General features: G+C 55.9%; 17 protein-coding genes. 9 read left to right on the top strand and 8 right to left on the bottom strand.

The annotated features are described in order from the left end of the window. Nucleotides 1–1,377: 1,377 nt before the first annotated feature. The 4 genes from TRL7639_RS00675 to speB all read right to left on the bottom strand — a co-directional run bounded on the left by TRL7639_RS00675 (nucleotide 1,378) and on the right by speB (nucleotide 6,394). A complete protein-coding gene (locus TRL7639_RS00675) occupies nucleotides 1,378–3,072 on the bottom strand; it encodes a DUF262 domain-containing protein (RefSeq protein WP_085793898.1) in 1,695 nt (564 codons plus the stop codon). A gap of 149 nt (nucleotides 3,073–3,221) precedes the next feature. After that, on the bottom strand, nucleotides 3,222–4,316 hold the full coding sequence (locus tag TRL7639_RS00670) for an AAA family ATPase (protein WP_085793897.1): 1,095 nt from the start codon (nucleotides 4,314–4,316) through the stop codon (nucleotides 3,222–3,224). After that, nucleotides 4,313–4,741 carry a hypothetical protein gene (locus tag TRL7639_RS00665; protein WP_133057583.1) on the bottom strand — a complete coding sequence of 143 codons (429 nt, stop codon included), beginning with the start codon at nucleotides 4,739–4,741 and terminating at the stop codon, nucleotides 4,313–4,315. The genes TRL7639_RS00670 and TRL7639_RS00665 overlap by 4 nt, the downstream gene beginning before the upstream one ends. A gap of 723 nt (nucleotides 4,742–5,464) precedes the next feature. Beyond that, nucleotides 5,465–6,394, bottom strand: a complete 930-nt coding sequence (speB, locus tag TRL7639_RS00660; protein WP_085793895.1) for an agmatinase — start codon at nucleotides 6,392–6,394, stop codon at nucleotides 5,465–5,467. A gap of 201 nt (nucleotides 6,395–6,595) precedes the next feature. On the opposite strand from speB, the gene TRL7639_RS00655 reads away from it, so the two are divergent. The 6 genes from TRL7639_RS00655 (at nucleotide 6,596) to TRL7639_RS00630 (ending at nucleotide 11,743) form a co-directional block, all read left to right on the top strand. Beyond that, on the top strand, nucleotides 6,596–7,207 hold the full coding sequence (locus TRL7639_RS00655) for a TetR/AcrR family transcriptional regulator (RefSeq protein ID WP_085793894.1): 612 nt from the start codon (nucleotides 6,596–6,598) through the stop codon (nucleotides 7,205–7,207). Nucleotides 7,208–7,433: 226 nt separating this feature from the next. Next, entirely contained in the window at nucleotides 7,434–7,712 is a 279-nt protein-coding gene (locus TRL7639_RS00650; RefSeq protein WP_085796189.1) for a (2Fe-2S)-binding protein, read from the top strand. Next, the gene (bfr, locus tag TRL7639_RS00645) at nucleotides 7,675–8,160 is read left to right on the top strand and encodes a bacterioferritin (protein WP_085793893.1); all 486 of its coding nucleotides are present in this window, start codon (nucleotides 7,675–7,677) and stop codon (nucleotides 8,158–8,160) included. Before TRL7639_RS00650 ends, bfr begins: the two co-directional genes overlap by 38 nt. Then, entirely contained in the window at nucleotides 8,132–9,658 is a 1,527-nt protein-coding gene (locus TRL7639_RS00640; protein WP_235820221.1) for a di-heme oxidoreductase family protein, read from the top strand. Before bfr ends, TRL7639_RS00640 begins: the two co-directional genes overlap by 29 nt. Next, entirely contained in the window at nucleotides 9,658–10,662 is a 1,005-nt protein-coding gene (locus tag TRL7639_RS00635; RefSeq protein WP_306456272.1) for an imelysin family protein, read from the top strand. Before TRL7639_RS00640 ends, TRL7639_RS00635 begins: the two co-directional genes overlap by 1 nt. 1 nt (nucleotide 10,663) lies before the next feature. Then, nucleotides 10,664–11,743, top strand: a complete 1,080-nt coding sequence (locus TRL7639_RS00630) for a DUF1513 domain-containing protein (RefSeq protein WP_085796188.1) — start codon at nucleotides 10,664–10,666, stop codon at nucleotides 11,741–11,743. On the opposite strand, the gene TRL7639_RS00625 is transcribed toward TRL7639_RS00630, so the two are convergent. Both TRL7639_RS00625 and trhO read right to left on the bottom strand, forming a co-directional pair. After that, on the bottom strand, nucleotides 11,730–12,245 hold the full coding sequence (locus tag TRL7639_RS00625; RefSeq protein ID WP_085793891.1) for a potassium channel family protein: 516 nt from the start codon (nucleotides 12,243–12,245) through the stop codon (nucleotides 11,730–11,732). The two genes, TRL7639_RS00630 and TRL7639_RS00625, sit on opposite strands and share 14 nt — an antisense overlap. Nucleotides 12,246–12,517: 272 nt before the next feature. Then, nucleotides 12,518–13,435, bottom strand: a complete 918-nt coding sequence (gene trhO, locus TRL7639_RS00620) for an oxygen-dependent tRNA uridine(34) hydroxylase TrhO (protein WP_085793890.1) — start codon at nucleotides 13,433–13,435, stop codon at nucleotides 12,518–12,520. Nucleotides 13,436–13,608: 173 nt separating this feature from the next. Here trhO and pncA point away from each other — a divergent pair, with 173 nt between their 5' ends. The 3 genes from pncA (at nucleotide 13,609) to pncB (ending at nucleotide 17,849) form a co-directional block, all read left to right on the top strand. Beyond that, a complete protein-coding gene (gene pncA / locus TRL7639_RS00615) occupies nucleotides 13,609–14,202 on the top strand; it encodes a bifunctional nicotinamidase/pyrazinamidase (RefSeq protein ID WP_085793889.1) in 594 nt (197 codons plus the stop codon). Between the two features lie 198 nt (nucleotides 14,203–14,400). Continuing rightward, nucleotides 14,401–16,497 (top strand): hybrid sensor histidine kinase/response regulator, encoded by a 2,097-nt coding sequence (locus TRL7639_RS00610; RefSeq protein WP_235820220.1) that lies wholly within the window; start codon nucleotides 14,401–14,403, stop codon nucleotides 16,495–16,497. A 62-nt stretch (nucleotides 16,498–16,559) separates the two neighbouring features. Further along, entirely contained in the window at nucleotides 16,560–17,849 is a 1,290-nt protein-coding gene (gene pncB / locus TRL7639_RS00605; protein WP_085793887.1) for a nicotinate phosphoribosyltransferase, read from the top strand. Here pncB and TRL7639_RS00600 read toward each other — a convergent pair. Together TRL7639_RS00600 and TRL7639_RS00595 are read right to left on the bottom strand one after the other, a co-directional pair. Further along, nucleotides 17,846–18,766 (bottom strand): DMT family transporter, encoded by a 921-nt coding sequence (locus TRL7639_RS00600; protein ID WP_085793886.1) that lies wholly within the window; start codon nucleotides 18,764–18,766, stop codon nucleotides 17,846–17,848. The two genes, pncB and TRL7639_RS00600, sit on opposite strands and share 4 nt — an antisense overlap. Beyond that, a complete protein-coding gene (locus TRL7639_RS00595) occupies nucleotides 18,759–20,210 on the bottom strand; it encodes an aldehyde dehydrogenase family protein (RefSeq protein ID WP_085793885.1) in 1,452 nt (483 codons plus the stop codon). The genes TRL7639_RS00600 and TRL7639_RS00595 overlap by 8 nt, the downstream gene beginning before the upstream one ends. Nucleotides 20,211–20,250: the final 40 nt, after the last annotated feature.

Raw genomic sequence — 20,250 nt, 5'->3', positions numbered from 1 at the left:
TCAATAACTTAAGTTGCAATCTGGGATTAAGGGATCATTGGGACTAGTATTCCGGGGCTCTCTATGGGCGAGCGCCAATAATACACAAGCGAAAAGATCATGTATAACTTTCGGTTTTCTTCACATTAAGGGGATTACTAGTCCCTTAGTCCCAAATGGGGAAAATACGAGGAAAAGTGATGCAAAAACAGCAAGTTGAAGTTGGGATTAGCAAATTCCACTAATCCCAACTAGTCCCAGATCAGGCTTGTTAATCCCAAATGGTTTATTCCTTGAACCAGCACCTTCCGGACTCGCGATGCGCATCGCTTTTCGGGCTAAACAATCAAGCCTTTAAAAAACAACAACAACCCAAACCTGCAGGTATTATTTTACCTCAAATACAGAACTTACATGCGGCGCGAATTACCCGCATGATGCAATGTCACCGGAAGGACCCAAGATGCTCACTCGGATTAAAAGTGCGACCCAAAAATTTGATAACGGCAAAATACCCCCCCAGCTCCTCCACCCCCATCGGATGGCACCCCCAAAATGCGTCGTGAACAAATCGCCTGTCTGCTCAGATGCAAATTTACCTCTCGTGCTTGGCTTTGCTCTCAGAAGCCGGAGAAGTGAAATCAAAGGCGCGGACACCGTTGTTAGCTCCACAATTGAGACAAAGTCGCCAGTCCCACCTTGTCTCGACCTGTCTCGGTGATAGTGGGATGGGACACGGGAGAGGGACACCCCCCGTAGGGGGGTGCCCTCCTGTCCCGTTCTACACCCCAAGGACTTGCCTCTGTCTCATTTTCAAATGCTACTAACAACCCAATGGTCCATATCGCCTGATCCAGCGACGCCGGAACACCACACTGGCCTCGAACAATCTGGGCGAACAAGCGTTCACCTTGGCCAGACCCTAAAAGATAGTCGGGCCACAAAGCGAAATTTGCCACCTGAGCCGCAGAGAAGCACCTCAGAGCACCGCAAGGCCCTTTAGAGCACCCCCCACGCCGCGCATTGTTCCCGCCCTCAGAGAGTCCCTCAACGACTCACCTGATTGAAGTGCTGAGTTTGGGCCGGTAGTGGCGGCAGGAATGACTTCCAGCATTTAGAGTGCGGCGCAATTTCCTTGCTGCGTGGCAATTGCAATGCCCCTGAGGTCCCCCTTCCGAACGGTAGGCACCATGGCCTATTTCCCATTCGGTTTGACCGCCCTGTGAGCTAGTTAAGACCCGAAGCCCGGCGCTCAAGGCTCTCAAGGCTCTCAAGGCTCTCAAGGCTCTCAAGGCTCTCAAGGCTCTCAAGGCTCTCAAGGCTCTCAAGGCTCTCAAGGCTCTCAAGGCTCTCAAGGCTCTCAAGGCGAGTGGCGCAGAGGATTGCACTACGCAAACACTAAACCTTCCAGATTTTTGTTCTGGCTAGCTCGGATAGCCGCATCGTATTGAGGCGGATAACATCCGAGTCCAGCATATCAACTTCCTCCAATATGTCAGGAAGCTTATAACCGCGCTCCTTTAGTATTTCCTTTTTCTGTTTAAATTTGTTGGTGGAAAGCATCTCGTTGGTTTTCGAATCCACCAGCATTAAGTTCCCAAGCTGGCCAATTAGGTCATCGGATTCCCCATCTTTTGCACTCGATTGAGGCAGTAGATGTTCTATTGTCAAATCATCAGTTTCGCCGATGTAAGGCTGGCTTTCGAACAGCGCGACCTTTTTGAGAACGTACTGTACAAGCGCCTTCTGTGAGGAATGGCTCTTTGTGTAAATGATTTGCTCGAAGCCCGCGTCGAACTCTGAGGTCGGCACTTCCCGTTCCCGCAGCTTCCCAACCAAGTCAGCTATAGCCTTTCCAACTTCGTTGCTATCACTGGCTGCAAAAACCTGACGGCCAAACGACGAGTACATACCCGAAATGCCGCCAGACGACCTTGAAGATGTCACCGCGTTGAAAGAAAAGTGAAATTTTTCGATATTTGCCAGCGCATTACGCAACACTTTGTATTTGATCACGCCATCCTTGTATGCCCTGATCAGTGACAGCATTCCTGGCGTCGGCTGAACGACTTTGAATGTTCGCATTGCCGCCAGCGAGCGGGAAACGTCCTTTTCGGGCTTATCCCACCCATAGTCAGTGTCGAAAATCGAACGCCAAAGATCAGAATCAGACAGCAGTCGATTCAGGTGTGCCTTTGCATTCTTCTTCGTAACTGCCTCTTTGAACTTTTGGAATGTCTTTGCCTTTGTGACAAAATCGTATCTAGATTGCCATGAGTGAACTATGAAGGTGTCTGGGTCTAAAGGCATCGGAGCACTCGAGATAGTATCCAAAACCTTACCCCACTTTAGTTTCGACTGATCAACGCCAGCCTCGGGTTTGACAAACTTTGTAAAATGGTTTCGAAGCAAATCTGACAATGCGAGGTCCTTTCCTCGCGTATTCAACGTTTCAAAGATCAGGTACGCATCGTCTTCGTTGTCCAGCGTGACCAGAATAACGTTCAAATCAAAAACTGTATCCCTGACCCTTGACAGCCAATCTGTTGCATCCTGCACATTTTCGTCTTTTGTCTGTTCCTTGTTGCCTAAAAATTCGCTGATCGCATGGCCGATTTTTTCATTAAATATTCCAAACGCCTTTTGGATCGCCTCCTCTTCACGCCCGATTTCATACGGAGCCTCTGCAGGGCCGTTCTTCAGAATTTCCTCCTGAAGATAAGGAAATGATGTCTCAGTTTGCAGCACGTAGACGGTTTGGTTTTCGCGGTCCTTTTGCTCAACAAATGCCTGCAATCCGTCCGCAAGATCAATTTGATCTAGTGATTTGAAGCCCTCGCGGATCGCGCAAAGAAGAATTGTCAGCGTTGTCAATCGTTGCTGACCATCCACAACAGCCAGTGAAGACCGACCCACCGTATACACGACCATAGAGCCGATAAAGTAGGCCTCGGACAGATTTTCGATGATGTCTGACCAAAACTCGTTGACGTGGTCCGGCTCCCAAGAGTACGCCCTCTGGAACCTTGGAATTAGAAATGTGCTGCCCTTCAAAAGCTGATCAATTCTCTTGTCTTGGGATTCGATCTTCAATTTTTCGCTGCCTTTTGATGAATTTCTTTTTCAGCAGCAGGTTAACCTCCGGTTGAGACCAATACAACCAAATCGTGTGAGGTGATGGTGGGTCCGAGCACCTCACTCCTTTGGGTTTGTAACCGTTCTTACCGTTCTCGCACCTTTGCTCAATCCTTCAGTGCCCAAACCAGATTGTCGCGCACCGAAACCAAGCCTTTGCCCTTTAGAACCTCAACCTCGCGATTGAATACCCGCCGGTGGGTTTCTCGTTTGTCCGAGGCGGATAGCTGACCGCCCGCAATGCTCGCTTCCATCCATTCCTTGTGCGGCACGCAGGGGGTGCCGGGATAGCGTGGATCGCGCAAAACTTCACCGCGCTCTACAAGCAGCTCACCCAAAGTATTCAGTGCCGCCAGAGCTGGGCCGCTGACTTGAGGCCTTTCGTTGTTACCCCCATTGATTGGTTCGACAAGGCAAGTCGTGACGGGGTCGCCGTCTTGATCGCGCCCCAGCTCGATCTGTTGAAGCGAATAGACGAACTTGTACCCAGTCGGCCCGTCCCGTTGTTTTGTCACCTCAGCGGTGATCACCCCGACCTCATCGCGGGTCAGTTCAATCTCAGTATCAACCGCCGCCCTGAGCGAAGAATGCCCTCGCGCGCCCCTCGCAATGTCTTTGCCGGAATGGTGGATCAGCATGATATTCGATCCGGTGCCACGCCGCAGCACGTCGAGGTTCTTAACCAGATCAGCAATATCCGGTGCGGTGTTCTCATCGCCTTCCCCCATCACACGCGACAGGGTATCTACAACGATGAGATCAAACTTGCCGCTCTGTGACGCCAAGTACTGCACCATTTCGACCATTGAGGCGGCATCGGATGCTTTGCCCGCGAAAGTCACCGGCGCGGCAATGACCCAGAATTCAGGATCATCCAAAGCGGAAACCCGGTTCGGAAAGGATGAGCCGCCCTCTGCCGCGATGTAGAGAACGTTGCCCTTGTTGACGCGGTGATTGCCCCAAGGCTCGCCCTTTGAAATGTGGTGTGCCAAATCCAGCGCAAAGAACGATTTGCCCACGTTGGATTGACCAAAGACAACCGTCAGGGTGCCCTTATCCAACCATCCCTTCACGAGATAATCCCGATCCAAGGACGGTTCAAAATTCCCGGCCCATGTTGCCGCTGCCAGCAATTCCTTGGCTTTTGGCTTCAACAGCGCTGGATCGCTCCGCATCGGCGTCACGTTGTCAAAATCGCTCATGACGCCACCTGCCGAAACGCGCCAGTCGGATCAACACGCGACAGGAATGCCCTCTTGTCCTCAAGCTCGAAGCCATTCCACAAACGGACAAACAACCGCTTCCTGTCCGGCAAGGGAGCGCTGTCAGTGTGCAGCTTGGTCAAGAAATCGGGATCATCAAAATCAGGAAGATCGCACTCGATTTCAGGATGCGGATCAGCCGGGCGATTGCGGCGATATTCTTCCGCGACCTCAGCAAAGAGCGAGCCGCCGCCCCAAGCTTCCCGCGTTGCCCAGGCTTCCTCCAAAATCTGGATTGCCAGTTGATCAGCATCATCGGGCGAAATTTCATGTGCGAGTTCCTCAACCTCATAGACATCCAGTGCCGCGATGCACTTCAAAACGAATTTTACTGCCCTTGAAAGCTCAGGGACAAAGTTCGACACAGGGGAAGATTTCTGTGACGTTTCAACGGGGATGTTTTGGCCGGTTCGACACTCCAAGTCATTGGAATGAATGGGACTACCCGGTCCTCTCACTCCGACCAAATTTTTCAACGTAATTTTGAGATTTCAGGGAGTTTCTCCCAGGAACCGTCACTTTTTCTATCTGCACCCACTTTGCCCAAAGCACTGGAAAGGTTGGAACCCAACAGCACCATTAGCGTGGAATGATCAGTCCGAACCCCAAGGGTGACATGCAAGGACACGTCTGTACGCTGGCCGGGATCGATCTGTGTGTGCATCACCGCAGGTCGAAATGATCGGCGGACATCGAACTGCGCATGCGAATAAGGGCACCGGGGTCGGTTCAACGCCGCGCCAATCACGGGGGTGGTGCACCCATTTGTCTGGGTTCAAAGCGCGTTGTAACTGCCACATGGATGCCAGGTGATCCAATTGAACCGACTGTCAAACCTTTGGACCGTCCCCGCACAACGGTGAGACATGGTTGGTGATGCGTTTTGCAATGCCACGCATACATTTGACATTCGCTCTGGAGACGCGCACTTCAGTCGTTGCCACGCTGTTCGCGGCAATAATGCCCATGGCAGCAAACGCTGAGCACAAGAAGATCTTATCCATTTGAAACTTCACTGGGTCTCCTGCCCAAGATTTTCCGGCGAAAGCAGTGCAATAAGCCCCCTTTCGGCGTTTCTGCGAATACGGTCAAGATTTTCGACTTACCCGGGCCGCGCGCAGGCAGAGCATTTCGGCACAAACCATTGCCGCCGCCAGGGCAGTGATGTCGACTACGTCATGCGCGGGCAGTACTTCGACCAGGTCAGACGCGACAATATTGATGTCGGTAAGTTCTCGCCTGATCGACAACGCTTGGTACGAGCTCAATCCGCCTGGAACCGGTGTTCCTGTGCCGGGCGCGAAAGCGGGATCCAGGCAATCGATATCAAAGGTCAGATAGGTTTTGTTGTCACCTACAACCTTGCGAACAATTTCAGCAATTTCACCCGGGCTGCTGGCGTGCACCTTATCCGCGCCAAGGATGGTCATTCCAAAGTCACCTTCGCCCTCAAAGGTGGTGCGGATACCGATCTGAACGGACTTCTTCGGGTCTATTACACCGTCTTCGATGGCATATCCGAAAATTGCCCCATGATCCTGCACACGATCGTCGGACGGCTCGACGTCGCGATGCGCGTCGAAATGAATAAAGGCCAAAGGCCCGTGAACCGCAGCGACCGCCTTGAGCAGCGGGTAGGAACAATAGTAATCACCGCCCAGTGAAAGCAGATAAGCCCCGCTTTCAACAATTGGGCGGACGTGTGCTTGGATCGTTGCATCTATCGATGGCGCGTCCGCGTAATCAACAGGACAATCGCCATAATCTATCGCAGCCAGTGTATCAAAGGGGTCGAACTTCCAGGGCCAGATCGGACCAGTTGCAAAATGAGCCGACGCCTTGCGAATGGCCGCCGGCCCGAACCGAGCGCCAGGCCTATGAGAGACCGCGCAATCGAACGGAATTCCGGTGACGGCAACGTCCACCCCGGCAAGATCGCGCGAGTATTTGCGACGCATAAAGCTTAGCGCGCCGGCAAACGTGTTTTCGCATTGGGTGCCTTTCAGATCTGTACGCAAAAAGCCTGATCTACTTCATCCCAGGGCACGTTGACCTCAATGATTTTGCTTCGACGATGGAGGGACGCTATGTGATTTCATAAAATGATTAAATACTCAGTTTTAAAGTTCCAACCCGGTGAACCGTCTGGTTCCTCGCAATCGAAGTTGCTACTTTGAATTTGCGGACCCAAACCGTTCAGACGCCAATGCTGAAAATTCATGAAAGAAATGAGCGCGATGCGCAAAACGCCACTTCAACCGCGTGCCCGAGCCAAAGTGGAAGAAATCCTTGCAGCATCGCGGCAAGTCCTTGTGGAGCGTGGGTTTGAAAACTTCACGACGAACCACGTGGCCGATGCCGTCGGGTGCCGTATCGGCACTGTCTATCGATACTTCGCCCATAAAGACGACATCTATCGACGCCTGTATGACGAATGGCTCGCCGAAGAAAAGCGGGTAAACATGCAGGCATTAGAAGACCTGACTGAACCAATGAATGCCGCGGACTTGGTAGCTTTTCTGTTTCGACGACATATTAGTGAACACACGGCCTTTGACCACGCGCTTGCGGTTGAGCTGACCAAGGCAATGATGATGAACGATCGCATTCGCGAGGCCGATAAAAGTTATGAGGCCGACATTGTGAACACCGTGCGCGATAACGTTCTGGCATATTCGAACCAACAGTTTTCGCCCATGCAGATCAAATTTGCGATGCGTTTGGCCGTGTCGCTGTTGTTGATGGTAAGCATCGCCGAAGATCACGAACGCAAACAGATCGAGGACCTGGCGATCGAAACCCTGAGGAACACTGTCAAAAGTTGGATGTAGGGATAAATTCGATGCCCGGCGCGCTTTGGAGCGTTGGCAATTGGATCTACAGGCGTGAGACAGGTCTTGCTGAACTTTGCCTTTGCTGCGGTTTGACAGGAATCTTTTCTTATTCCTGAGTGTTTTACTTAAAAAATGTCTGAATCTTGGATTTTGCCGCTGGCACAGACCTCAATACCCGACTATTAAACTTGGGTAAATGGATTTTCGCTACGGCCAGAAAAACATGATCGTATGTCACTGTACCAATATCTCAGACCACGAGATCCGCGCGGCAATCGACTGGATGCGCGCGTCCGATCCCAAAGCGATCATCACCCCTGGGAAAATCTATCACGCCCTTGGAAAGGCAGCGGATTGTGGCGGATGCATGCCATTGTTTCTCGACACGATGCGGTCGAATGATAACCTAGAAGTACCAATGCAATTGCGGCGGTTGCGCGTCGCAACAACACGGGAGAGTGGTTATGAAGGGCGACGCAAAGGTTATCGAGTATCTCAATAATTCCCTACGGCATGAGTTGACGGCAGTCAGCCAATACTGGTTGCACTACCGTTTGCAGGAAGACTGGGGCCTGGCCCATATGGCCAAGAAAAGCCGCGAGGAATCCATCGAAGAGATGGAGCATGCCGACAAGCTGATCGAGCGGATCATTTTCCTTGAAGGTCACCCCAATCTGCAGAAACTGGACCCGCTGCGCATTGGGCAGAACCCTCGTGAAACGCTGGAGTGCGATCTGGCGGCTGAAATCGACGCTCGGGCGCTTTATGCCGAGGCGCGTGATTACTGCCGCGAGGCCGGCGATTATGTTTCGATGTCGCTGTTCGAAGGGCTGCTCAAAGACGAAGAAAGCCACATTGATTTCCTTGAAACTCAACTTGACCTGTATGATCGGATTGGCGCCGAAAATTATGCGATGCTCAATGCCGCAAAAATGGACGAGGGCGAGTAAATCGCTCTTTGGGGTTGCCGTTCTGGCGGCGACCCCTGGTTTGTCGGACGTCCAGTCCGACCCACATCTGAACACCATTCCCCGAACACAAGACGAGTTGCACCGCATTCAAGCAGTGACAGCACCCGCGCGCGATTTTTCTGGGGCCGAGAAATTTGAAACCCGCCCCGGCGGTGCCGCATCTGTCCCTGCAAGGAATGATACAGACGCATTTTCGCAACCTTCCGGCAACATGGAGTTCGAGCGCGAGTTAGACTTCCAACTCGGCAATGGCCTGTTCAAAAAGCTCTGGGTATCGTCGCCATCTTCAACTCTGGCCTCGGATGGGTTGGGGCCGCTCTACAATGCGCGTTCTTGTCAGCGTTGCCACATCAAGGACGGACGCGGCCATCCGCCCAATGGATCGCAGGACAAAGCGGTCTCGATGTTCCTGCGTGTTTCGATCCCAGGCGGAGCCGAACCCGAAGGGATCGAGGATTACATCGCGACACGGCCTGATCCCACCTATGGGCAACAACTCCAGGATTTCGCGCTGCCGGGTCATCCGGCGGAATACACGCTGCAGGTCACCTACTCCGAGCATCCGGTTGTTCTATCGGGCGGTGAAGTCGTCACTTTGCGCGAGCCAAAGTATGAGGCGGCGAACCTGGGGTACGGACCGCTGCACCCCGATGCGATGCTCAGCCCCCGCGTCGCCCCACAGATGATCGGTTTGGGCCTGCTCGAAGCCATTCCGGCCAGTGACATCCTTGCGCATGTGGACGAGAATGACGCAGATGGCGACGGTGTTTCCGGGCGCGCGAACATTGTGTGGTCGGCGGAATTCGATCAGCCAATGTTGGGCCGCTTTGGCCTGAAAGCCGGTTCACCAACGGTCAATGAACAGTCCTCTGCCGCTTTTTCCGGTGACATTGGCATATCGAGCCCGCTGTTCCCCGATCCCTGGGGCGAATGCACAGAAACTCAGACCGCCTGTCGCGCTGCGCCACATGGGGACACCGACGTGCGCGGGTACGAGATCGACATGGATGCGATGAACCTCGTCACATTCTACGGCCGCAATCTGGCCGTGCCCAACCGTCGAGACGAAAACGACTCGCAAGTGCTGCGCGGTAAGCAGGTGTTTTACGAAACCGGCTGCATCGCCTGCCACACACCCAAGTTTGTGACCCACCGGTTGCGGGGTCAGCCCGAGCAGAGTTTTCAGCTGATCTGGCCTTATTCGGACATGTTGTTGCACGACATGGGTCCTGGCTTGGCTGACAATCGCCCCGAAGCACGCGCAACCGGATCTGAATGGCGCACGCCACCGCTGTGGGGAATTGGCCTGACACGGCAAGTCAGCGGTCACACGCAATTCCTGCACGACGGGCGCGCGCGGTCGCTGCTCGAGGCCGTCTTGTGGCACGGCGGTGAGGCCCAAGCCCAACGTGAAGCCGTGGTTGCCATGCCCAAGCCCGACCGCGATGCCCTTGTTCGATTTCTGGAGAGCCTTTGATGATCCGCGCACTTGCCCTGTCTTTTGCCATGATCTTACCTATTTCAGCCACGGCAGATCAGGTGGATGCGATTTTGGACCGGCACGTTTTACCCGGCTTCACCGACCTGGCTGAATCAAGCCTTGTCATGGCCCAAGTCGCGCAATCCGACTGCGCGCCGTCATCCGAACGGCTCCAAGCGGCCTATTCAAGCTCCTTCGACGCCTGGATCGCCGTCAGCCATCTTCGCTTTGGTCCGACCGAGATCGAGAACCGTGGCTTTGCCCTGGCGTTTTGGCCCGACAGCCGAAACAGTACACCCAAAACCCTCGGCGCCTTAATCAAAGATCAAGACCCGATCGTCAGTGACCCAGAGGCGTTTCAGTCCGTATCAATCGCGGGGCGTGGTTTCTTTGCACTGGAATATCTGCTGTTCGACGAACGGTTGAGCACGCTGGGCAATGAGACTTATCGTTGCTCTTTGGTTCAGGCCATCACGCAGGATATTGCCGTGGTCAGCCAAGCCGTAAACCGCGATTGGCAAGACCGATATGACGCCCTGATGCGAACGCCGACCCAAGGCGGCATTTATCAAACGCGGGCAGAGGCCTTGCAAGAGTTCTACAAGGCGCTCGACACTGGGTTGCAGATCAATGCCGACCTGCGTTTGGGGCGCCCTTTGGGCACGTTCGCCAAGCCCCGCCCCAAACGGGCCGAGGCCTGGCGGTCTGGTCGGTCTTTGCGTCATGTCCGATTGTCTCTGGAACAGTTGCGCGTTTTGGCCTGGCTTCTGACTGCAGGGAATGCTGAACTGGCACAAGAGTTGGACACCAAATTCGGGACAGCCTTGACCAGAATCTCGGCGCTGGTAGATCCCGATTTCTCGAGTGTCGCGACTCCGGCAGGTCGGATCCGGGTCGAAGCGTTGCAGCAGGCAATTAACGACATTCGGACCGAGGTGACGCAGTCGCTTGGGCCAGCCTTGGGCGTGTCTGCGGGCTTTAATTCTCTGGATGGTGATTGAGATGGCGACGCGACGCAGATTTCTGGCCGGGCTTGCAGTCAGTGGCCTGATCCCCACAACGGGATGGGCGGACGTTGGCGCTCCTGCATTCTTGTCTGCTGCTGGCGGTTCAGATGGCACCTATTGCCTTGTTGGGCTGACAGATCGGGGCGAACCTGTGTTTCAAATCCCCCTGCCCGCCCGAGGGCATGCAGCTGCGGCCCACCCCAATCGCGCCGAGGCCGTGGCGTTTGCTCGCCGACCCGGTCGCTTTGCGATTGTTCTGGATTGTGCAACAGGATCCGTTCTGGCCAGGCTTGATGCTCCGAAGGGGCGGCATTTTTATGGCCATGGTGCATTTTCCGCCGATGGCCTGCTGCTTTTTACCACCGAGAATGCCTATGACGCCGCCCGCGGTGTCGTGGGCATTTGGGACACGCGAACATACCGTAGGCAAGGAGAGTTCCCCTCGGGCGGCATTGGTCCCCATGACATACGGCTCATGCCTGACGGAGAGACATTGGTTGTCGCCAACGGAGGTATTGAAACGCATCCCGACAGCGGACGTGCCAAGTTGAACCTGCCGCTGATGCAACCCAACCTGACCTATCTGTCGGCAGAGGGAGAGGTGCTGGAACAGGCGGAATTGGCGCCCGAGATGCACATGAATTCAATCCGCCATCTGGATGTGAGGGCAGACGGCTTGGTGGGCTTTGCCACCCAATGGCAGGGCAGCACGGCCGACAGCCCCTCGGTCGTTGGCCTGCACCGTCGTGGAGAAGCGCCCGAGCTTTTGAGCGCCACGCTGACTCAGGCGCGAGCAATGGACGGATATGGCGGCAGCGTTGCGTTTTATGAAGGGGGAACGCGCATCGCCGTGTCGTCGCCGCGCGGCGGATTGGTGCAATTGGGGGATGTTGGGGCGCGCGTTGTCGATAGCCAGCTCAACATGCCGGACGTTTGCGGTTTGGGTGTGTCTGATGGGGCTTTGCGGGCGTCGACTGGAACAGGGGCGTTCTGGGCGGCAACGGCCACGCCCACGATCCTGACCCAGCAACCCGTGGCGTGGGACAACCACTTGGTACGGGTCAGTCGCGGTTGAAACGGCGCTGTGCGCGGTGGGAATAAATCCCCACAGCCGCGGACACGAACAGGCCTAGCAGGATGTAGCCAGTTACGGCCTCTGCCACGGCGACGCCACGGCAAACGCCCTTTGGGTGCAGATCTCCGAACCCGACCGTCGTGAAGGTGACGTACGAGAAATAGAGCACATCGGCCGCGTTCTTTGCACCCACAACGCAGAGGTCGTAGTACCCGAACGAGCCATAGACGGCAGCAAACAGAAATGGCACGACCTGAATGAAGGACACTCCCATCAGCAACAGCTGATGGTGTGGGGATTTGATGCGGGTGGCGTAGACCCAAATCTGCGAGATCATCCAGACCGTGAGCCCGATAATAGCCCAGGTGCCGATGGTGTTGCCTGCGGTGTCTTCATGCAGGTGGGACAGAGCGTAGAAGGCCACTGAACTGACAACCATCAGCCCGAGCGACCCAATCAAAGTCGAGCGCCACCATTCAAGGTTCATTTCCGGCTCTGTCATTTTCCCTATCCCATCGGCCCACTCTGCTTTCGCCTTGAAACATAACGCTTTTGCTCAGGTGAGAGAATGTCGAATTATTGGTGATCCTCTGCACGTCGGGGGGGGATCGCTCCCGCCCGTCGTCAATGCCCCTTGCGGGACATCTCCTCCCGTTGGGCCGGGCGCCGCGCTTTGCGCGGCGCGACACCCAAGGCCGCCAGCGGTGCTGACAAAGTCAGGATCGCGCGGGCGCGGGAGCTTCCCCCTCACCTTAAGTTACGTTCGGCAGACGCTCACTTTGTTTGCGGTGTGGTGCCAAGATGCTCTTCGCCACGGGCTCGCGACAGCACGATCTGTTTTTGTCGTTCGCGAAACCGATTTTTGTCCGCTTCCGAGGTTTCATCCACGCAGCGGTGGCACGATACGCCGTGTTCGTATTCCGGGCGTTTCATGTCTTCGGGCAGGATCGGTCGGCGGCAGCCGTGGCACAAGGCGTGCGGCCCTTCAACCAACCCGTGCCCCACCGACACACGGTTGTCGAAGACAAAACACTCACCCTCCCAGGTGCTGTCTTCTGCTGGCGTCTCTTCAAGATAGCGCAGAATACCACCCTTTAGGTGATAGACATCCTGAACCCCTTGCCCCAGCAGGAAATTCGTCGATTTTTCACAGCGAATGCCGCCCGTGCAAAACATGGCCACACGTTTGTTGTGAAAGCGATCCTTGTTCTCCTCCCACCAGGCCGGGAATTCACCGAAGCTGGTCGTCTTGGGGTCGATAGCCCCCTCGAACGTGCCAATCTCGACCTCGTAGTCGTTGCGGGTATCAATCACCACCACGTCGTCCGAGCGGATCAGGTTGTTCCAGTCTTCGGGCTCGACATAATGACCCACGCGCGCCACTGGATCGACATCGGGTTGGCCCATGGTCACGATTTCTTTCTTCAGCCGCACCTTCATCTTTCCGAAGGGAGGGTGGTCGCTTGTGGCCTCTTTCCATTCCAGACCTGCGCAACCAGGCAAAGCCCGCACGTGCGCCAAAACCGCGTCAATACCTGCCCGAGGCCCCGCGATCGTACCGTTGATCCCCTCTTGCGCCAAAAGCAACGTACCTTTGACACCCTTGGCTTGGCACAGCTCAAGAAGCGTCGGCTTGATGGCTGCCGGATCAGGGAATCGGGTGAAGTGATAGAGTGCTGCAATCGTGTACATATGACGGGCCTTAGAACCATGTTCCATTGTGTGCAAGGGGCCGAAACACCTTATTTCCATGAGCAAAACTTGCAAATTACAGACATGTTATTCGGTTTTCACCAGATCATGAGTGGTTTGCAAAGCACTGTCAGCGGGTTACACCCGTGATCAGAGACCAAGGGAGAGCGGGAATGAGCAACGCGCTGATCGTCATTGATGTGCAGAACGATTTTTGCCCGGGCGGCGCGCTTGCCGTGGCCCAGGGGGATCAGATCGTGTCTGGGATAAACGCCATGATGGCGGATTTCGATGCGGTGATCCTGACGCAGGACTGGCATCCATCGGGGCACTCGTCCTTTGCCAGCTCGCATCAAGGCAAGTCCCCGTTTGAAATGACCGAAATGCCTTATGGCCCTCAGGTTCTATGGCCGGATCACTGTATTCAGGGCACAAAAGGGGCCGCGTTTCACCCCGGGCTGGACACGTCTGGCGATATGATCATTCGCAAGGGGTTTCGGGCAGGTATCGACAGCTATTCGGCGTTCTTCGAAAATGATCAGGTTACGCCGACGGGGCTCGAAGGGTATCTGAAAACACGCGGGATAACGGACCTTGTTATGGTGGGATTGGCGTTGGATTTCTGCGTTCATTTCTCGGCCGTCGATGCGGCTCGTCTTGGGTTTCAGGTTACTGTTGATCGCCTCCACTGCCGAGCCATCGACATGGATGGCTCTCTGGTGGCTGCCGAAACTGCCATGCAGAATGCAGGCGTGAGACTGACCTGAGGCAAAAGTTGTAATTTCTTAACCGACGGACCGTTACGCTTCGGACAATGGTGATCATTGTTCTAAGGGCCGGTCATGCCTGAGAATGCCTCGTCAGACGTGGGTCGCTTGGCCGCGTACGAGCGACAATACAGCCGCAGGGGGTTGCTAATTCGATACGCGCGCGGGCGGGTGGCGAATTTTTCTGCGCGTCAAATCATGACATTGATCGGTGGCGTGGTCCTGGGCACCATGAACAGCCCATGGGTGGGCGCGCTGACCATGTGCATTGCCCTGCTGGGTGAAGCTGTCGACTGTCTCTACCTGCGGAACGCGGACCGGTGGATTGCCCAAGGTGTGCCATTTCCCCAATTGCGTCTTGTCAGCACACTGACAGCAGGGTTTCAGGCCGCAACCATATCCATCTGTGTAATCTTGGCGTGGACAGGACCCGTGACCGGGTTGTCGCCCCTGTTTTCAGCGGCTTTTTTGGCAGGCGCCGCGATCAACGCAGGATTGGTTCTGCCGTTTCACCGTCCGGCAGCGGTGGCTCGGCTCAGTGTTTATGGCGCAACGGCTATTGGCCTTTTGGCCTATGACATGCTCACCAGCAAAGTGTTTGGTTCAGACTTGATGATGAATGTGGCGGGCGCGTTCATGCTCGCCTACATGGTCGTGCTGTTTTTGCAATTCGTAGTCAGTGGGTTTCATCGCCACAAGCGGTCGATGTTCGAACTTACGGAAAAAGGACGCGAGTTGGTCAACAGCCGGAAAGAGGCAGACAGGCTGTCTTTGGTAGCGCGCAACGCAAACGACAGTGTGATCGTGTCCGGCCCCAAGGGTGAAATCCTGTGGGTCAATGACGCGTTCAGTCGAATAACCGGCTACGCCCCGGAAGAGGCCGTCGGGCACAGCCCAGGTGAATTGCTCAACTCTGCGGACACTGACCCAAAAACGATCAAGGAAATCCGAGACGCCATTTTGAGCGGGCAACCCTATCGCGGCGAAATCCTGAACACCACAAAGGATGGCCGGGCAATCTGGGTCGAAACCAACCTGGTTCCAGTCCTGGATGACAACGGCCAGGTCGAGGTGGCCGTGGCCGTCGAACGCGATATCACTCAGGCCAAGATACATGCTCGTGAGATGGCGGCTGCCCGTGAGGCTGCAGTCGAAGGTGCGCGCGCCAAGGCCGAGTTTCTCGCCACCATGAGCCACGAGATCCGCACCCCCATGAATGGCGTGATCGGCATGACCGAGCTTTTGCTGGACACACCTCTGACCCAGGATCAACAAGACTACACCGACACCATCCGCAGCTCAGCGCGTGCCCTGCTGACCATCATCAATGACATTCTCGATCTGTCGAAAATTGATGCGAAAAAAGTAGTTCTGAGCCTTGTTGACTTCGATCTCGATCGCTGTTTTCAAGAAACACTCCGCTTGCTGCGCCCACAAGCATTGGACAAGGGACTGACCCTCACACTTGATGTGTCGGGTCCCTTGCCAAACAAGGTTCATGCAGATGACGGACGACTACGGCAAATTCTGATCAACCTGATCGGAAACGCGATCAAATTCACTGAAACAGGTGGGGTTACAGTGGAACTGTCAGCCAGCCGCTGGGGCGACGGACATTTGCTCAGGTTCGATGTGATTGACACAGGGATTGGTATCCCGCCGGACAAGATCCAGCGCATTTTCGAACGGTTTTCACAAGCTGACGCAGCGACCACCCGCCTTTATGGGGGGACCGGTCTTGGACTGACGATTTCACAAGAGCTGGTTCAAATCATGGGCGGAGAGATCCGCGCCGAATCCAGCGAGGGGGCCGGGTCCCGGTTTAGCGTCGAATTACCTGTGGCAGCGGTCAAAGAGAGAGAACAGCAAGAGATTGGCGCAATCTCCGCTTGCGAACGGGATTTTGATAGCCTGACGGGAAAACGCGTGCTCGTGGCCGAAGACAACAAGGTCAACCGCCTGCTGATGCGCAAATTTCTGGCCGATACTCCCATTGACCTGACTTTTGCTCACGATGGGCAACAGGCCGTTGATTGCGTTTCTGACAATCCGCCAGACCTGATTTTCATGGATATGTCGATGCCGGTGATGGGGGGCATCGAAGCCACTCGACACATACGCAAAATGGCCGGCAAGCAACCCGCCATCGTCGCACTGACAGCAAACGCATTTGACAGCGACAAAGCTGCCTGCCGTCAGGCTGGGATGAACGACTTTCTCAGCAAGCCGGTCCGCCGCGCCGATCTGCTGGCTTGCATGTTGGCGCAATTGAATGACGACAAGGCGCCAACGTAATCAAATTGCGTTGCCGGTGAACGTGGCGTATCCATGCTGAAGTCAAACGACGAGGACTGCCCGTGGACATTGCTACACGCGTCTATAATCACAAGTGGAAGATCGACCCGATCGTCCGCTCGTTGATTGATACCGATTTCTACAAACTTCTGATGTGCCAATCGGTGTTCCGCAACCGTCCGGACACGGATGTGACCTTTTCGCTGATCAACCGCTCGACCCATATCCCGCTGGCCGATCTGATCGACGAGGGAGAGCTGCGCGAGCAGTTGGATCACATTCGGTCATTGCGGTTGAGTCGTGGCGAAAGCACCTGGCTGCGCGGCAACACCTTCTATGGCAAGCGCCAGATGTTCCGCCCCGATTTCATGGAATGGTTCGAGGGTCTGCAATTGCCGCCCTACCACCTGGAACGAAAGGGCGATCAGTATGAGCTGACGTTCGAGGGCAAGTGGCACGAAGTCATGCTGTGGGAAATCCCCGCCTTGGCGGTGTTGATGGAGCTGCGTTCTCGCGCGGTAATCAACGACATGCGCCGGTTCGAACTCCAAGTGCTTTATGCCCGCGCGATGACCCGCGTCTGGGAAAAGATCGAGCGCTTGCGGGGCATTCAGGGTTTGAGCATCGCCGACTTCGGCACCCGCCGCCGCCACAGCTTCTTGTGGCAGGACTGGTGTGTCCAGGCCATGATGGAGGGGCTGGGCAGCAGCTTTACCGGCACCTCGAACTGCCTGATCGCCATGCGGCGCGAGGTCGAGGCGATTGGTACAAACGCGCACGAGCTGCCGATGGTCTATTCCGCGCTGGCCCGGGACGACGCGGAACTGGCACAGGCCCCTTACGATGTTCTCAGCGACTGGCATGACGAACACGAGGGCAACCTGCGGATCATTCTGCCCGACACCTATGGCACCAAGGGATTTCTGGATCGCGCACCGGATTGGCTGGCAGGTTGGACCGGTATTCGTATCGACAGCGGTGACCCGGCTTCGGGTGCCGAGGTTGCAATCGACTGGTGGAAGGCGCGCGGCGAAGATCCGACAACCAAACGCGTGATCTTCTCGGATGGCTTGGATGTCGATAAGATCGCCGAGCTACACAAGCAGTTTGCGGGACGGGTCAATGCCTCGTTTGGGTGGGGCACATTGCTCACCAATGACTTTCGCGGGTTCGTGCCCGATGACGGCTTGGCGCCGTTCTCGCTGGTCTGCAAGGCGGTCTCAGCCAACGGTAATCCGACGGTCAAACTGTCGGACAATCCCGAAAAGGCGATGGGTCCAAAGGACCAGATCGAAAGATACAAACGCGTGTTTGGCGTTGGCGAACAAGAGGCGATCGAGGTGGTGGTTTAGCGCCTCAGTCGCCGCTCGCGCCAAATTACCAAAAGCCCACCAGAGACAATCAGGAGTGCGCCCGGAAACAGGTCGCTCCATGGTGCCTCGTCGAACACCAACCAGCCTGCAACAAAGGCAATCGGGATGCCGAAATAGCTGAACGGGGCCAGGTTGCTTTGTTCTGTCATCCGGTAAGAGATGACCAGACACAGCACCGCGGTGCCGCCAAACATCCCCATGGCCACGATCCAAAGCAGATCCTGGGTGCTGGCGATCGGGGAAAACCCGCCAGCAAACAGCGCCAATGCGAAGGCCCCGAACAGGGCGGCCACGACTGAATATAGATTGATCAAGGGTGACGGCACATCGGGGTCCATCTGGCGAGCCGTCACTCCGGTCAGGGCATAGAAAAACGCGGCTGCCAGAGGGGCCATCGCATCCAGCCCAAAGTCTTCGCCTAAGGGGTTCATGACCAAAACCACGCCGACAAACCCTAAGAGCACGGCAAACCACCGGATCATGCCCACTTTTTCGCCCAGCATTGGCACGGCGAGCGCAGTCATGAAAATGGCGTTTGAGTACGAAATCGTCGTGGCCGTGGCAAAGGCCATGACACCCAGAGAGTAGTAGAAACAAAACTGGGCAAAGGTCACGATCACACCGCGCATCAGTCCCAGCTTCCATTGACGCATGCGCCAGGGTCGGCCGGATTTACGCCAATTGGGCGAGGACCAGAGGGCGATCACGCTGGGAAAGATGCCAAAGAAGTTGCGATAGGCGGACAGCTCGGCCGCCGAATAGCGCGGCGACAAATATTTGATGATCAATCCCATGATGTCGAACAGGGTCAGCGCCAACAGCGACAAGGCAATCGCAAGGATCAGGTTATCCTGATGTTTTGATGTAGCCGACGGCGTGGCCGCATGCTCAGCCATGATAGGCCGCGACGGTCTTCAGTTGCGAAAACCCATAAAGCGCCTCGAACCCTTTTTCGCGCCCATGACCGGATTTGCCTACCCCGCCAAAGGGCAGTTCGACGCCGCCACCCGCGCCGTAGTTGTTGATGAACACTTGCCCCGCATGCAGCTGTTTTGCCAACCGCATCTGACGGGCACCGTCGCGGGACCAGATGCTGGCGACCAGGCCATAGTCGGTGGAGTTGGCGATGCGCACGGCCTCTTCTTCGGTGTCGAACGGGATCAGCACCTGCACAGGGCCAAAGATTTCGTCCCGCGCCAGCGTGTGGTCGGCGGGCACATCAGCAAAGAGCGTGGGACGGACATAGGCGCCAGTGTCGGGCGCATGATCGACAAGGACACCCTGGCCCGCGATGGTCAGATCCGCACCTTTGTCGAGGAAACCGGTCACAATCTCTTTTTGCCGGTTCGAGATCAGCGGACCAACCCGCAGGTCATCGCACGCTGGGCCGACGGTAAGTGCTCCATAGGCCTCGGCCATGCGGGATTTGACCGTCTCATACACGCCGCGCTGTACGAGAATTCGAGATGAGGCAGAGCAGGTCTGACCAGCGTTTTGAATACCAGCGTTGACCAGAAATGGCAGGGCCGCGTCCAAATCGGCGTCGTCAAACACCAGTTGCGGGGATTTGCCGCCCAACTCCAGCGTCACAGGCACCACGTTCTTGCCCGCCGCCTGCTGCACCAGGGCCCCGGTCGCCACCGACCCGGTGAACGAGATGTGGTGGATGCCGGGATGCGCCGACAGTGCCGCGCCCGCCTCTGCCCCGATACCCGGAACGACGTTCAGGGAACCAGCGGGGAAACCGGCCTGTACCGCCAGATCGGCAAAGGCCAATGCGGTCAGACAGGCTTCTTCCGCCGGTTTCAGAACAGCGGCGTTTCCCATTGTCAAAGCCGCCCCGACAGAACGCCCGATGATCTGCATGGGATAGTTCCAAGGCACGATATGGCCGGTCACACCATGCGGTTCGCGCAAGGAATAGACGGTATAGCCATCCAGATAAGGGATCGTTTCGCCATGGATCTTGTCTGCCGCCCCGCCGTAGAACTCGCAATACCGTGCAAGCGCCACGGCATCGGCACGGGCTTGGGTCAGCGGTTTTCCTACATCGGCGGCCTCGATGGCCGCCAATTCGTCGACCTTATCCAGAACCAGTTGTCCCAGCCGGGTCAGAAGACGACCGCGCTCGAATGCAGGCATCCGCCCCCATTCACCGTCCAAAGCGGCCTGAGCCGCCTCAACGGCTGCATCGATATCTGCGGTCTCGCCCCGTGCGATCTGGCAGATCTCGGACCCGTCCGAGGGGTTCACCAATGGCAACGTCCGCCCCGAGGTGGCCGGGCGCCATTCGCCACCAATCAGGCACAGTGTCGGATCAAACCAGAGATCGGTGGTCATGGCGGGCTCCAATTGTTTTGAAATATGTCGTGCGCGAGTA

Source organism: Falsiruegeria litorea R37, from assembly GCF_900172225.1.
Classification (GTDB): Bacteria; Pseudomonadota; Alphaproteobacteria; order Rhodobacterales; family Rhodobacteraceae; genus Falsiruegeria; species Falsiruegeria litorea.
This window is presented reverse-complemented; position numbering and strand designations above follow the sequence as displayed.

Excerpts from the sequence above, each read along its gene's own strand:
- bfr (WP_085793893.1), top strand. The coding sequence starts at position 7,675 with ATGAAGGGCGACGCAAAGGTTATCGAGTATCTCAATAATTCCCTACGG.
- TRL7639_RS00630 (WP_085796188.1), top strand. The coding sequence starts at position 10,664 with ATGGCGACGCGACGCAGATTTCTGGCCGGGCTTGCAGTCAGTGGCCTG.
- trhO (WP_085793890.1), bottom strand. The coding sequence starts at position 13,435 with ATGTACACGATTGCAGCACTCTATCACTTCACCCGATTCCCTGATCCG.
- TRL7639_RS00655 (WP_085793894.1), top strand. The coding sequence starts at position 6,596 with ATGAAAGAAATGAGCGCGATGCGCAAAACGCCACTTCAACCGCGTGCC.
- TRL7639_RS00625 (WP_085793891.1), bottom strand. The coding sequence starts at position 12,245 with ATGACAGAGCCGGAAATGAACCTTGAATGGTGGCGCTCGACTTTGATT.
- pncA (WP_085793889.1), top strand. The coding sequence starts at position 13,609 with ATGAGCAACGCGCTGATCGTCATTGATGTGCAGAACGATTTTTGCCCG.
- TRL7639_RS00650 (WP_085796189.1), top strand. The coding sequence starts at position 7,434 with ATGATCGTATGTCACTGTACCAATATCTCAGACCACGAGATCCGCGCG.
- TRL7639_RS00640 (WP_235820221.1), top strand. The coding sequence starts at position 8,132 with ATGCCGCAAAAATGGACGAGGGCGAGTAAATCGCTCTTTGGGGTTGCC.
- TRL7639_RS00600 (WP_085793886.1), bottom strand. The coding sequence starts at position 18,766 with ATGGCTGAGCATGCGGCCACGCCGTCGGCTACATCAAAACATCAGGAT.
- TRL7639_RS00670 (WP_085793897.1), bottom strand. The coding sequence starts at position 4,316 with ATGAGCGATTTTGACAACGTGACGCCGATGCGGAGCGATCCAGCGCTG.
- TRL7639_RS00610 (WP_235820220.1), top strand. The coding sequence starts at position 14,401 with ATGACATTGATCGGTGGCGTGGTCCTGGGCACCATGAACAGCCCATGG.
- TRL7639_RS00635 (WP_306456272.1), top strand. The coding sequence starts at position 9,658 with ATGATCCGCGCACTTGCCCTGTCTTTTGCCATGATCTTACCTATTTCA.
- TRL7639_RS00595 (WP_085793885.1), bottom strand. The coding sequence starts at position 20,210 with ATGACCACCGATCTCTGGTTTGATCCGACACTGTGCCTGATTGGTGGC.